This is a genomic window from Leifsonia sp. GW821-FHT13C09 (genome assembly GCF_058806435.1).
On sequence record NZ_JBXAPS010000004.1, the window covers coordinates 57755 to 71043 of the forward strand.

The 13289-nt window shown below is 70.7% G+C and carries 14 protein-coding genes; 8 read left to right on the forward strand and 6 right to left on the reverse strand.

Annotated elements, in window-relative coordinates; genetic code table 11:
- The first annotated feature begins 33 nt into the window (after positions 1-33).
- The 5 genes from ppsA to AC1ROW_RS13985 all read left to right on the forward strand — a co-directional run bounded on the left by ppsA (position 34) and on the right by AC1ROW_RS13985 (position 5724).
- Positions 34-2475: a phosphoenolpyruvate synthase gene (gene ppsA / locus AC1ROW_RS13965; protein ID WP_493019519.1), complete on the forward strand. Its 2442-nt coding sequence runs from the start codon at positions 34-36 to the stop codon at positions 2473-2475.
- Positions 2476-2479: 4 nt separating this feature from the next.
- Positions 2480-2935, forward strand: a complete 456-nt coding sequence (locus AC1ROW_RS13970; protein WP_493019520.1) for a universal stress protein — start codon at positions 2480-2482, stop codon at positions 2933-2935.
- On the forward strand, positions 2932-3792 hold the full coding sequence (locus AC1ROW_RS13975) for a universal stress protein (protein ID WP_493019521.1): 861 nt from the start codon (positions 2932-2934) through the stop codon (positions 3790-3792). Before AC1ROW_RS13970 ends, AC1ROW_RS13975 begins: the two co-directional genes overlap by 4 nt.
- A gap of 68 nt (positions 3793-3860) precedes the next feature.
- Entirely contained in the window at positions 3861-4931 is a 1071-nt protein-coding gene (locus AC1ROW_RS13980; RefSeq protein ID WP_493019522.1) for an alcohol dehydrogenase catalytic domain-containing protein, read from the forward strand.
- 88 nt (positions 4932-5019) lie between these two features.
- Positions 5020-5724, forward strand: a complete 705-nt coding sequence (locus AC1ROW_RS13985; RefSeq protein WP_493019523.1) for a BON domain-containing protein — start codon at positions 5020-5022, stop codon at positions 5722-5724.
- A 148-nt stretch (positions 5725-5872) separates the two neighbouring features.
- Here the strand turns inward: AC1ROW_RS13985 and AC1ROW_RS13990 are convergent, their stop codons facing one another.
- Positions 5873-6298 carry an Hsp20/alpha crystallin family protein gene (locus AC1ROW_RS13990; RefSeq protein ID WP_493019524.1) on the reverse strand — a complete coding sequence of 142 codons (426 nt, stop codon included), beginning with the start codon at positions 6296-6298 and terminating at the stop codon, positions 5873-5875.
- A 415-nt stretch (positions 6299-6713) separates the two neighbouring features.
- On the opposite strand from AC1ROW_RS13990, the gene AC1ROW_RS13995 reads away from it, so the two are divergent.
- Positions 6714-6989, forward strand: a complete 276-nt coding sequence (locus tag AC1ROW_RS13995) for a MerR family transcriptional regulator (protein ID WP_493019525.1) — start codon at positions 6714-6716, stop codon at positions 6987-6989.
- A 532-nt stretch (positions 6990-7521) separates the two neighbouring features.
- Complete coding sequence (locus AC1ROW_RS14000; protein ID WP_493019526.1) at positions 7522-7842, forward strand: hypothetical protein; 321 nt, start codon at positions 7522-7524, stop codon at positions 7840-7842.
- Between the two features lie 88 nt (positions 7843-7930).
- Here the strand turns inward: AC1ROW_RS14000 and AC1ROW_RS14005 are convergent, their stop codons facing one another.
- A complete protein-coding gene (locus tag AC1ROW_RS14005) occupies positions 7931-9793 on the reverse strand; it encodes a pectate lyase-like domain-containing protein (protein ID WP_493019527.1) in 1863 nt (620 codons plus the stop codon).
- Positions 9794-10048: 255 nt separating this feature from the next.
- Here AC1ROW_RS14005 and AC1ROW_RS14010 point away from each other — a divergent pair, with 255 nt between their 5' ends.
- Positions 10049-11122, forward strand: coding sequence for an alkene reductase (locus AC1ROW_RS14010; protein ID WP_493019528.1), 1074 nt, complete (start codon positions 10049-10051; stop codon positions 11120-11122).
- Positions 11123-11128: 6 nt separating this feature from the next.
- Here the strand turns inward: AC1ROW_RS14010 and AC1ROW_RS14015 are convergent, their stop codons facing one another.
- The 4 genes from AC1ROW_RS14015 to AC1ROW_RS14030 are packed head-to-tail and all read right to left on the reverse strand — an operon-like array spanning position 11129 to position 13251.
- Positions 11129-11383: a Smr/MutS family protein gene (locus AC1ROW_RS14015; RefSeq protein WP_382461460.1), complete on the reverse strand. Its 255-nt coding sequence runs from the start codon at positions 11381-11383 to the stop codon at positions 11129-11131.
- A gap of 49 nt (positions 11384-11432) precedes the next feature.
- On the reverse strand, positions 11433-11660 hold the full coding sequence (locus AC1ROW_RS14020; protein WP_493019529.1) for an RNA-binding S4 domain-containing protein: 228 nt from the start codon (positions 11658-11660) through the stop codon (positions 11433-11435).
- A gap of 9 nt (positions 11661-11669) precedes the next feature.
- The gene (locus AC1ROW_RS14025) at positions 11670-12545 is read right to left on the reverse strand and encodes an NAD(P)H-hydrate dehydratase (RefSeq protein ID WP_493019530.1); all 876 of its coding nucleotides are present in this window, start codon (positions 12543-12545) and stop codon (positions 11670-11672) included.
- Positions 12532-13251, reverse strand: a complete 720-nt coding sequence (locus AC1ROW_RS14030; protein WP_493019531.1) for a histidine phosphatase family protein — start codon at positions 13249-13251, stop codon at positions 12532-12534. The genes AC1ROW_RS14025 and AC1ROW_RS14030 overlap by 14 nt, the downstream gene beginning before the upstream one ends.
- Positions 13252-13289 lie beyond the last annotated feature (38 nt).

The window sequence follows — 13289 nt, forward strand, 5'->3', positions numbered from 1 at the left end:
GGAGTGTCCCGGCCACGTGGGAGGGACGAACTCATGGATGACTACGTCGTGTGGTTCGAGGATGTCGGAATGCGCGACGTCCCGCAGGTCGGCGGGAAGAACGCCTCGCTCGGCGAGATGATGCGCTCCCTCACGGCCGAGGGGATCCGGGTGCCGGACGGTTTCGCCACCACGGCCGCCGCCTATCGTGCGTTCGTCGAGGCCAACGGCATCGAGGAGTCGATGCGGGGCCTGCTGGAGCGCTACCGCGAGGGAGCAGCGACGCTGCGCGAGACCGGAGAAGCGCTTCGGGAGCTGTTCCTGGCCGGGGAGTTCCCGTCGGAGATCGCTGCCGCGATCACGGCGGGCTACGGCAGGCTCGCCGACCGAGTGGGCACCTCGGCGCCGGCGGTCGCGGTCCGCAGCAGCGCCACGGCGGAGGACCTGCCCGATGCGAGCTTCGCCGGCGCTCAGGAGACGTTCCTCAATGTCGTGGGGGAGCGCGACCTGCTGGCCGCGTGCCGCCGCTGCTATGCGTCGCTCTTCACCGATCGGGCGATCAGCTATCGGGAGGTCAAGGGTTTCGGCCACCTCGACGTCGCCCTCTCGATCGGCGTGCAGCAGATGGTCCGCTCCGATCGGGGCGGGTCCGGCGTCATGTTCTCCATCGACACGGAGACCGGATTCCCGCGGGTCGTCGTGATCAGCGCCGCGTGGGGGCTGGGGGAGCTGGTGGTGCAGGGCGAGGTGGAGCCCGACCGCTATCTGGTGTTCAAGCCGCTGCTCGATCAGCCGGGGACTGCTCCGATCATCGAGCGGACGCTGGGCGCGAAGGCCCGGATGATGGTCTACAGCCGGGGCGGCACGAAGCGCACCCGCATCGCCGACACTCCGGCTCAGCAGCGCCGGGCGTTCGTGCTGGACGACGAGGAGATCCTCGGACTGGCGCGCTGGGCGGTACTGGTGGAGAACCACTACGGCCGTCCGATGGACATGGAGTGGGCCCGCGACGGCGTAACCGGAGCCATGTTCCTGGTCCAGGCCCGACCAGAGACCGTGCAGGCGGGCAGGAGCGGAACCCGGTTCACCGAGCACCATCTGACCGGGACCGGCCGGCTGCTCCTCTCCGGAGCGGCGATCGGCGACTCGATCGCCTCGGGGACGGCGTGCGTCATCCGCGACCCCGCGCAGATCGGGGAATTCCGGGACGGAGCGGTGCTGGTGGCCGAGATGACGGATCCGGACTGGGTGTCGGTCATGACCCGCGCCTCGGGGATCATCACCGACCACGGCGGCTCCACCAGCCACGCGGCGATCGTGAGCCGGGAGCTCGGCATCCCCGCAGTCGTGGGCACCCGCACGGCGACCGAGGCCATCGCCGACGGTCAGGCGGTGACGCTGTCGTGCGCGGAAGGCGACGTGGGCCACGTCTACGATGGGATCCTGAGCTTCGAGAGCACCGACATCGACCTGACCGAGGTGCCAGCCACCCGCACGAAGGTGATGGTGAACGTCGCGAGTCCCGCGTCCGCGTTCCGCTGGTGGCGGCTCCCGGCGGCCGGCGTGGGGCTCGCCCGGATGGAGTTCATCATCAACAACCTCATCACGGTGCATCCGATGGCGCTCGTCCATCCCGAGCGGGTGACGGACGGCAGCGATCGCCGGCGCATCCGCGAGCTGACGGCGGGATTCGACGACCCCGCCGAGTTCTTCGTCGAGACGTTGGCGCGGGGGCTCGCCAAGCTGGCGGCGCCCTACCATCCGCACGACGTGATCGTCCGGCTGAGCGACTTCAAGGCGAACGAATACGCCCACCTCGTCGGAGGCGAGGCCTTCGAGCTGCCGGAGGAGAACCCGATGCTCGGGTTCCGTGGGGCGTCGCGCTACTACGCTCCCGAGTACCGCGAGGCCTTCGCGCTCGAGTGCCGGGCGCTGAAGCGCGCGCGGGAGCGGATCGGCTTCGGGAACATCATCGTGATGGTGCCGTTCTGCCGCACGCCGGAAGAGGCGGACCGGGTGCTGGCCGAGATGGCGCGCAACGGCCTCGTGCGCGGTGAGAACGGGTTGCAGGTCTACATGATGTGCGAGATCCCGTCGAACGTGATCCGCGCGGTCGAGTTCGCGTCCCGCTTCGACGGGTTCTCGATCGGGTCGAACGACCTCACCCAGCTCACCCTCGGAGTGGATCGCGACTCGGCGCAGCTCGCCGCGCTGTTCGATGAACGGGACCCCGCGGTCGAGTGGATGATCGCCGAGGCGATCCGCCGGGCGCACGAGGCGAACATCAAGATCGGCATCTGCGGGCAGGGGCCGAGCGATCACCCGGAGTTCGCCGAGTTCCTGGTCGCGCAGGGCATCGACTCGATCTCTCTCAACCCGGACAGTCTCCTGCGGACCGTGGATCGCATCGCGGGCGCGGAGAGGGCCGCCAGAACCCCGACGGCTCGGTCTTCCGCTCGGGAGACCCGGGCCGCGGCTCGTGCGACAGCGGAGTGAGCGCATGCATGCATCCAAGATGGCCTCGCCGCCGGTCGTGTGCGGTGTCGACGGGTCCGAGCAGTCCCGCCGGGCGTTCCACGAGGCCCTGAGGCTGGCGCGGGCCCTCGACGCCCGGCTCGATGTCGTGATGGCGTGGCCGGCGTCGACCTCGATGTACAACGCGTACTTCCCCGATCCCGAGCGGTCGCCCAAGGTCGTCGCATACGGGATCGTGGAGGACGTGGTCCGCGCGGAGCTCGGGGACGAGCGTCCCGAGTGGCTGACGCTCCGCGCGGAGCCGGGACACCCCGGCACGGTGCTGGTGGAGGCGTCGCGGGACGCGGCACTGCTGGTCGTCGGCAGCCGCGGCGGGAGCGAACTGGCGTCGCCGTTCCTCGGGTCGGTCAGCCTGTACTGCACCACCCAAGCCGCCTGCCCCGTCCTGGTGGTGCGGCCGCCGAAGGGAGGAGCCTCATGACCGACAGGACGATCGTGGGATGGGACGGATCCGAGGAGTCCGACGTGGCGCTCGCGTGGGCGGTGGAGCGCGCCAGGGCCGAGCGCGACGGAATCCTGCTGGTCGATATCGAGGATCCCGCCGCACTTGCGCCCGGTCAGGTCATCACACCCGAGCTCGTCGCGCGCAGGCACCTGGCCGCGGACGCGAAGGCGCAGCGCGTCTCCGACGCCAACGGGTTCCTGAGCATCAGCACTCATGTGATGGCGGGTGACCGCCGGGAAGAGCTTCGCCGCTTCACTCGGCCCGACACTCTCGTCGTCGTGGGCACCGGGGAGCGGCACTGGCCGCTCGTGCGCTACGACTGGTCCCTGGGGGCACAACTGGCGGCGGTCGTCATCGGCGCACTGGCGATCATCCCGGCGCTCCCGGACCGTCGACGCAAGACGGTCGTGGTGGGGGTCGACGGGTCGGAAGTCTCGCTGAAGGCTGCGCGGTTCGCCGCGCGGGAAGCGAGACGGCTCGGCGGCGAGCTGCGGGTCGTACACGCCTGGCTGGAACCTCTCGTCGGGATCCCCGAGGTGCAGCAGCCCGACGGCCGCTTCGCCGTCGACCTGGAGGAGGAGCACGACGCCATCCTCCAGTCGGTCGCCCGAACGGTGCGCGCAGCCAATCCAGACCTCACCGTGACCGCCGACCTCGTCCGGGACGATCCGCGGAACGCGATCCTCGCACGGCTCGATGACGCGGCCCTGCTCGTCGTCGGAACCGAGCAGGCACGCGGATTCGGCCGCTGGATGCTCGGCTCGGCGAGCCACGCACTGATCCTCGCCATCCGGGTGCCGACGATCGTGGTCGCACCCGAGTGCCTGATCTGACAGGGGACCTTCGGCCCATCCCGTTCCGCAGATCCGCGGCGACACTGGGCGCACCGGAAGGAGTTGCCATGCGCGCAGCCGTCGTCACCCAGTTCCAGCAGCCGCTCACCATCGAGGAGCGCCCGATCCCGTCCCCAGGCCCCGGGCAGGTGCTCGTGCGGCTGGAGGCGTGCGGCCTCTGTCACACGGACATCCACGCCATCAACGGCGACTGGCCGGTCAAGCCCACCCTCCCCTTCGTTCCCGGCCATGAGGGCGTCGGGATCGTCGAGCGGCTCGGCGACGGTGTCACCTCCCGCACCCTCGGCCAGCGCGTGGCGATGCCCTGGCTCGGGCACGCGTGCGGCGAATGCCGGTACTGCGTCGACGGCCGGGAGAACCTGTGCGAGAAGCAGTACAACACCGGGTACGCCGTCGACGGAGGCTACGCCGAGTACGCGCTCGCGGACGCCCGGTTCGCGGTCCCGGTGCCCGACGACGTGTCGCCGATCGACGCCGCGCCGCTCACCTGCGCCGGGGTCACGAGTTACGCCGCGATCAAGGCCGCGCACGTGGTCCCTGGGGAGCGGGTGGCGGTGTTCGGCATCGGCGGTCTGGGACACCTGGCCATCCAATACGCCCGACTGGTCGGGGCGCAGGTGGTCGCCGTGGACATCGAGGAGGAGAAGCTCGAACTGGCGGTGGAGCTCGGCGCCGACCACGCGATCAACGCCACGGACGTGGACCCGTCCACCGTCATCCACCACCTCGGCGGGGCCGACGTTGCGATCGTCTTCGCGGTCGCGTCCAGCGTGTTCGACCAGGCCTACCGCTCGCTCAATCGGGGAGGACGTCTCATTCTGGTCTCGCTCCCCGCCGGCGGCGAGCTGACCGTCCCGGTCTTCGACACCGTCCTCAAGGGGATTTCGGTCATCGGGTCGATCGTCGGCACACGCCAGGACCTCGCCGAGGTCTTCGCCCTGCACGCAGCCGGGCGCACGAGGGTCGTGGCCGCCCGGAGCGACATCCGCGATGTGAACCGGGCCGTCGCGCGCGTGCTCGCCGGAGAGGTGCCCGCGCGCCTGGTCTTCGTCTACGACTCGGGGCTCCCCGCGGAGATCGAGGAGCAGAACGTCGCCCGGTCGCCCGACGTTGATTGACGTCGCGCCGCCGCACCGGACCTCTCGAGTTCGAGCGGCGGGACCTTCGCCCCTCCTGACCCACCCGTCCGGGCCTCAGTCTGGGACCATGAACACGAAGATCGTCACGCATTCCGCGGAGGACCTGAAGATCCGTCACGACGTCCAGTCCGAGTTGGGCTGGCAACCCGGGCTGGATGAGCCGGCCCATATCGGCGTCGCCGTCGATGGAGGCGTCGTCACCCTCAGCGGCGAGGTCGGGTCGCTCAGCCAACGCCTGACGGCGGTCACCGCCGCCCAGCGGGTGGTCGGAGTCCGCGCGGTGAACGACGAGTTGCACCTCCGGCACATCCTCGGCGAACCGGAAGGCCTGGCGCTCGCGAAGGCGGTCGACGATGTGCTGCGCTGGACGTCGGGAATCCCGGAGGACAAGGTCCACCTCGAAGTGCAGGGCCACATGGTCATCCTGAGCGGCCTGGTCGACTGGAACTATCAGCGGACGGCGGCGGCGAAAGCGGTGCGGAGGATCGACGGCGTGCACGCGGTGGACAACCGCATCCAGTTGACCGGCCGCCCGGACGCGCAGGACGTCGAGCACCGCGTCAGGGAGGCGATCATCCGCAACGCCGCGCTGGATGCGCGCAACATCGTGGTCACCGTCGAGGGGACGGAGCTGACGCTCAGCGGGAGCGTGCGCTCGTGGATCGAGAAGCACGAGGCGGAGCGCACCGCCTGGTCGTCCCCCAACGTCACCGAGGTGCACAACCGGCTCGTCGTTCACCTCGGCGACGGTCACCTCGGCGACGGTCTGTGATCTCCTCGCACTCGACGACGTACGGTGGTGACACGAAGAGGCCGCCCCGTGAGGGGCGGCCTCCGGTCGTACTGGGCGAGCGAGGCGCGCCGCCCGCATCATGCGGTCCGGCCTGCACCGGCGTGGAGCCCGCTCGCCGGGCCGTCGCTCAGGCGGTGACGGCCTTGTGGCTCTCCGACGCCGATCCGACGCTGACCTTGCGCGGCTTGGCCTTCTCCGCGATCGGGATCAGGACGCTGAGCACGCCGTTGTCGTAGCTCGCGCTGATTCCGTCGGTGTCGACGTCGTCCCCGATCGTGAACTGGCGGAGGTAGCTGCCGAACGGCCGCTCCTGGAGGAGCCAGCGGCTGTTCTGGCGTTCGCCCGCCGAGCGCTGCGCGCGGATGCTCAGCAGGTGGCCGTCCAGGTCGATGTCGATGGATCCGGGATCGATGCCCGGGAGGTCCGCATTGAGCAGGTACTTGTCGCCCTCACGCGACAGGTCGACCGGCATCATGCGCGGCTGGCGGCTGGTGTCGAAGACGCTCTGAGCGATCCTGTCCAGCTGGCTGAAAGGATCGAACGACATGGCCATGGGTGTGGACTCCTTTCATCGTGGTGTGCGGTTTTTCGTGCGGGTCGGTCCAGTGTCGGCGGGTAGCGCGCCACCGCACGGAGGCGTCGGTCGCGTTCCCCCCACTCCGGCCGAGGACGAAGCCTGCGCGGCCCTGCGGATGCCCCGGCGCCCGGACCCGAAGCACGCGGGCCTGAGGCGCTGACGCGGACGGGAGGCTCCAAGCGTGAACGGGCGACGATTGCGGCGAACTCGGCCTCCACCCAGTCCGGGTCGGAGCAGATCAGGTCTGCGAACCCTGCCGTGGCCGTCTCGATCGCCGTCTGCATCTCGGAGCCTCCCATCCTGCGGATCAATGAGATTACCTACAGCGCGTGATGTAGATTTAATACACCCACCGCTTGACAAAACTTCCGATTAACAGGAAACTTTGAGGATGACGGACCGGCCAGGGAGTCTCCCCCTCTACAGCATCGCCGTGGCCGCGGAGCTGGCGGAGCTCCCGGCCGCGACGCTCCGCCTCTATGAGGAGAAGGGCCTGGTCACCCCCGCCCGCACGGAGGGCGGCACGCGCCGCTACAGCGACGACGACATCGCCGCGATCCGCGAGGTGGCGGTGCTGCAGGGCGACGGGATCAACCTCGCGGGCGTCGGGCGGGTGCTCGAGCTGCAGGCCGAGAACGCCGAGCTCCGCCGCCGGCTCGACGGTTGAGACCCCGGCGCTGACGACGGCGAGATCGTTCGGCAGGAGCCGCCGCACCGCACGCGCTTTTCGGACAGCCGGCCGCGCAGGGCGGATATCGGCCAGGCCTCGCCGTTCATAACGTTGACTCGTCGCCGCGTCCCCTAGGTGGCGACTGGTGGTGGCCCCCGCCTTCGGGTGGCGGGGGCCACCGCACCTTCTGCGCCGCACTGCGAGGGCAGCCGGAGAACGAGTCGAGGCGGAAGCGAATGCAACACACAAGCGCGGTCGGCGCCCGATGAGAGAGTCGGAACGGCCGAAGCGACCGGGTCCGTGCCCGCTCTGCGGCGCCCGCGCACGGGTCGTCAGCAACCCCTTCTTCGGCGTGGGCCTGGCCGTCCACAGCCACCTGCTGAGCTGCACGCGCTGTCAGTTCATCGGATTTCTCCCTATCCGGCTCGCCGACCGCCGGAGCGGTCAGGACGAGGAGACCGGAGTCGAGCCTGGGGAGCAGAACCGCCGCGGGCTCGGGCGCATGATCCGGTTCGGCAGGCGATAGCCCGTGGAGGACGCCCGTTTCGAGGACTGCGACGAGTGGCTGGCCGCGGTCCAGCGCGCTCTGGCGCGCCCTGACGCGTCGCCGATCCTGGCCGCTAAGGGCATCGACGGCGAGTGCGTGCTCGCGGTCGCGCGCTGCGAGGCGTCCGCGGCCTCGCGCGGCGGGATCTCAACCGCGAGCCATTCGTGGCTCGCGGAACTGACCGGCCTCCCGCGCTCGACCGTCCTGAGAGCTCGGCTCGCCGTGATCGAGCTGGGGCTGGCGGATCTGGTGTGCGCACCCGCAACGCACGGGCAGCTTCACCGGGTGCTGCGTCACCGGTGATCGGAGATTCCCGGGAGACCGGTCCGTCTCGCACCTGTGGCCCGGGTTCGCGCGCCCGGGCCACAGGTTCTTCGCTACGGAATGGCGCCTACTGCGCCACCCCGTTGCTGTAGGTGGTGACGGTCTGCGGTTTGCCGCTGTTCGTTCCCGTTGCGGCGGAACCCTGGCCGTCGATCACGTGATCGATGGTGCCGGCGTTCGTGTTCAGTGCGACGGTGCTGAGGTCGTGCATGACCACGCCAGGCGTGTCGGGGACCTCGAACGACTGCGTCGCGTGGATCGTCGGGTCGACGTTGGTGTAGATGTAGCTGCCCAGGCCCCACGCCTCGTGGCTCCGCACGGTGTCCGCCACCTTGTAGGCCGCGTACCCGTCGGTGCCGTCGTGTTGCCACGCGGCCTGGTCGGGCGCGTCGTACGGGAGCTCGTTCTGGAAGAAGACGGTCCGGCCGCGTTCTCCGTTCCACACGACGTTGTACTTCTGGTAGTGCTCGACGAAGAGACCGGTCGCGGTCACGTCGTCGCCGTTCACGACGACTCCGGTGTCGGCCGTGTTCACCGTCCAGCCGACCGAGCCGGCCACTCCGTGGTCCGCCCGCCACGCCCAGACGTCGTCGAGGATGGTGTGGTCGCTGTTGACCTCCAGGCTCGTGGTGGCCTTGCCGACGTGCGGGCCGCCGATGCGGAAGAACACGTCCTGCAAGGCGGTCGGGTCGCTCGCGCTGGCCACGTGCGGGCCGCCCTTGTCGTGGCCGCTGCCGACCCGGAGGAGGGTGGGCGAGTTCACCGGGCCGGCGTCGAAGGTCAGACCGGCGATGTCGACGCCCTGGACGTCGGCCACCGTCAGCGGGACGGCGCCGTCCTGCGCCGTCAGCGTGGCCATCCCGAGCCCGAGGACGACGGTGTCGGCCCGCTTCACCGCGATGCTCTGCGCGACGTCGTACACGCCCGGCGTGACGAGCAGGTTCTTCCCCTGGGCCAGCGCGGAGTTGATCTTCGCGATCGAGTCACCGGGGTGGGCGACGAAGAAGCTGCTCAACGGCAGCGACTGCCCCGGGGTGTGGCCGTTCGCCCAGGTCGTGCCTGCCGAGTTCGTCTGTGCGCTGGGGACGAACACGCGGTAGTTCCCGTCCGCGTCGACGTACAGGTACGGCTTCTCGCGGGACACCGGCGTCGCGGTCAGCGTGGTGTACGGCGGGTTCGGGAACGATTGCGCCGGGGCGTTGATGTCGCCCGAGAACACCTGGTTCCACACGGCGTTGGACCAGCCGGAGCCGAGGTCGCTGTTGCGCACGTAGAACTGCTGCTGCGAGCCGTTGAGCGCGCCCCCCTCCAGCCGCGAGTCGGCCACGAAGCCGCCGCTCGCGTAGTTCGGGTTGTCGCAGTAAGGCATGAACGTCGTGTAGCCCTTGACGTCCACGCGCCGCATCGGCGCGGCCTGCGACACCGCCCACATCTCGTTGCCGGTGTGGCACCCGTCGGAGGTCGGGACCACGTGGATGGTCAGGTTGGAGACCGAGCGCCAGAAGGTGTCCAGCGCGCCGCTGCCGTTCTTGCCCGTCGCCGTCACGCCTCCGTTGATGGTGACGGCCGACGGGTCCTGGCCGAGGCCGTCGACCTCGGTGTAGTAGCCCACTTTGATGTCCAGCGGCGTGCCCGCGGACCCGTATGTCCCTGGCTTGAACAGGAGCGCGTACCGCTCCGTGCCCATCTCGTTGTTCACCTGCTGCGCGTAGATCGAGTCCACCTTCGCCTGGATGTCGGCCTGCGGCATGTCCGGCGAGAAGACGATCACATTCGGTCCGAGGTCGGACGGCGCAGCGGGCGGGGCGGCGACGGCGGTCTGCGTGGACAGGAGCACGCCGAGGACCGCGGCACCGGCCACGACGGCCGATCCGAGGGAGCGTCGATGCGACGGGGCCGGAGCGATCGGCTGTCGTGGGGATGTGGGCACCGTGAACCTGCTTCCGTCGAGGCGGCAGCCGTGCCGTCCTTTCCGCGGATGGGTTCTCCGGGTGGGCGTCATCGGCCGTCTGGGTAAGGAACTGCCGCAGCTTAACCGGTTCAACTCGGGATCGTCAACGGCTTCCCTCCGGGCCGATGGAGGAATAGTGCGGACGCGGACGTCGTTCGACCGAGAGGCTGCGCCCGACCGCGCAACCGCCACCCCTACCCGGGTGCGCGTCCCACACCGAAAGGCATCACCTCGATGGATCTGTTCTCCCCCGTCTCTCTCGGCGACCTCCACCTTCCCAACCGCGTCGTGATGGCGCCGCTCACCCGCACGCGCTCGGGCGACGCCGGCGTCCCCGGACCGCTGGTGGCGGAGCACTACGCGCAGCGGGCGAGCGTGGGCCTGATCATCACCGAGGGCACCTACCCGAGCCACGAGTCGCGTGCCTACCCCGGCCAGCCCGGCATCGTCACAGACGAGCAGATCGCCGGCTGGCGCGCCGTCGCCGACGCGGTGCACGCCCGGGGCGGCCGCATCGTCATGCAGCTCATGCACAGCGGCCGCGTCTCGCACCCGCTCATCAACGGTACGGACCGCATCGTCGCCCCGAGCGCCGTCGCGATCGACGGCGAGACGCGCACGACCACCGGCAAGGTCGCCTTCCCGGTGCCGCACGCGCTCACCACCGACGAGCTCGCGACGGTGCGCGAGGAGTTCGTGGCGGCGGCGAAGAACGCCATCGAAGCGGGTCTCGACGGGGTGGAGGTGCACAGCGCCAACGGCTACCTGCTGCACCAGTTCCTGTCGCCGGTCTCCAACGTCCGCGACGACCAGTACGGCGGCTCCCCGGAGGCGCGTGCCCGCTTCGTCGTCGAGGTGACCACGGCGATCGCCGATGCCGTGGGCGCCGGCCGGGTGGGCATCCGGCTGTCGCCGATGCACAACATCCAGGATGTCTTCGAGACGGACCTCGCCGACGCCACCGCCACCTACGAGGCCGTCGTCGACGGGATCGCGCCGCTCGGCCTCGCCTACGTCAGCGTGCTGCACAGCGAGCCCACCGGCGCGCTCGTCCAGGACCTGCGCGAGCGCGTCGGCGGCCCGTTCATCGTGAACAGCGGCTTCAGCTCCGTCACCACGCGCGACGAGGCGATCGCTCTGGTCGAGGACTCGCACGCGGACGCCGTGGCCGTCGGCCGGCTCGCCATCGCGAACCCGGACCTCGTGGAGCGCTGGAAGGGCGAGCACCCGGAGAACGAGCCGAACCCGGCGACGTTCTACGGCTCGGGCGCCGAAGGCTACACGGACTACCCGCGTCTGAGCGCGTAAGCGCCCTCACTTCCACCGGAAGTGCACGAACACCCGCCCGAAGTTCTTCGAGTCCTTCTCGACCCGGTGGTATTGCGCCTTGATCTCCGGCTGGTCGAGGAAGCGGAGCACCCGTTTCTTCAGCGCGCCTGAGCCCTTTCCGGGGATGATCTCGACTAGGGGAGCCTTCTTGGCGACCGCGTCCGCGATGATCCCGCGCAGCGCCCGATCGATGTCGCCGCCCCGGTTGTAGATGTCGTGCAGGTCGAGCGTCAGCTTCATGCGCCCATCCTGCACCCGTGAGCGCGGCCCAGCGCCGCGCTCACGGCGGTCACGGACGGACGCGGAGCCGGCGACCTTCGAAGCCCACGATGTCGCCGACCTGGAGCTGCCGTCCGCGCCGGCGGTCGACCTCGCCGTTCACGGTCACCAGGCCGTCGAGGATGGCCTCCTTCACGGCCCCGCCGGAGTCGAGGAACCCGGCGAACTTCAGGAACTGGCCGAGGCGGATCGCCTCACCGCCGATGGAGATGTCGTCTGCGCGGGACTGATCGGTCATCCCCGTAGGCTAGTCGACCGGGGCCTGCTCCACCGCTGCGAGCTCGTACGGAAGGCGGTCGGCGATCTCGGAGGCCAGGAAGCCCAGCGGGGCGACCGCGCGGGCGAGTGAGGCGCCGGCCGCCATGTGCAGGAAGGTGCCCCACACCGCCGCCTGCACGGGGGAGCACCCGCGTGCGGCGAGGCCGGCGATCGCACCCGCCAAGGCGTCCCCGCTGCCCGACGTGCCGAGCCCCGGTCCGCCGCCCTCGACGAGGAACATCCGGCCGTCGGGCGCTGCGACCACGTTGTGGCAGGTGACGACGGCGCGATACCGCCGCGCGATCTCGGCGATGTCCGCCTGCTCGTCGCGCAGCCGGCGGCCGAGCAGCACGGCCGCCTCTTCCTTGTTGGGGGTCAGGATCGTGTCGTGCGCCGGGACGCGCCGGCCGGACAGCGCTCCGAGAGCGAAGGCGTCGAGCACGACGGTGCTCTGCCGGCTCGCGAGCCCGGCCAGCTTCCGCAGCATCTGCCGGGTCTCGCCGATGTCGTCCAACCCTGGTCCCAGCAGCACGGCGTCGGCCCCGCGCACATCGGAGGCCGCCGCCGCCAGGGCCGAGCCCCGGACGCGCGCCCGCCTGTTCTCGCGCAGGGGCACCACGCCGCACTCCGGGAAGGCGACGGCCGTCTCTGCCGCGACGGAGGACGCGATCGCCAAGGTGAGCCGGCCCGCGCCCACGCGCAGGGCAGCGCGGCCGGCGAGCAGCGCGCCGCCCGGCGACCGGGGCGCTCCGCCGACCACGACGACGTCGCCGCGCGACTTCTTCGAGTCACCCGGTTCCGGGAGCGGCCAGCTGCGCAGCAGCGCAGCGTCGACGCGCTGACGCGCGGACTCACTCGGTGACATGGGCCGCTCCGGGATGTGCGGTGGCAGGCAGGCCCGCCGCGGTCAGGTGCGCGTCGTCCGCGAAGGCCTCCACCCGCCAGCGGGCCCCGTCGGGCACGAGGGTGGTCACCGTGGCGTTGCCGACGACGCGGTCGAGGAGGTACGCGTTCAGCTCCTCCTCCGTCCAGCCCAGCAGGACGTAGAGGAAGAGGTTCACGACGGCGTCGTGCGTGAACACCAGCACGGGGCGACCGTCGGCGGGCGGCAGCTCGCGGGCGAACGAGCGCAGCCGCAGCGCGACATCGGTCCACGCCTCGCCGCCGGGTGGTCGATAGTAGAAGGTCCCGAGCCAGCGGCGCCGGGCCGCCTCCTGGGGCAGCCGCGTGTCGACGCCGCGTCGGGTGAGGGCGTCCAGGATGCCGAGTTCGCGGTCGCGCAGGCGCTCATCGACGACGAACGCGTCGCCGTCCAGGGCGAGCCGGGCCGTGCTCACCGCACGGCGGTACGGCGAGCTCCACACCAGCGCACCGCGGGGATCCGCCGCCAGCTCGGCCGCCAGCCGGGGACGCAGCGCAGCCGCCTGCCGCTCGCCCAGCTCGGACAGCGGCACGTCGGCGTCGCGCGCCTCGACGGCGATCACCTCCTCGCCGGCGGCCTCCGCGGCCGTGGCGGCGACGTTGGCGGTGCTCTCACCGTGGCGGACGAGCAGGATCTTCGCGGCGGTCATGCCCCGGAGTGTACGCGCCGTCCCACTGCTCCCCGGAG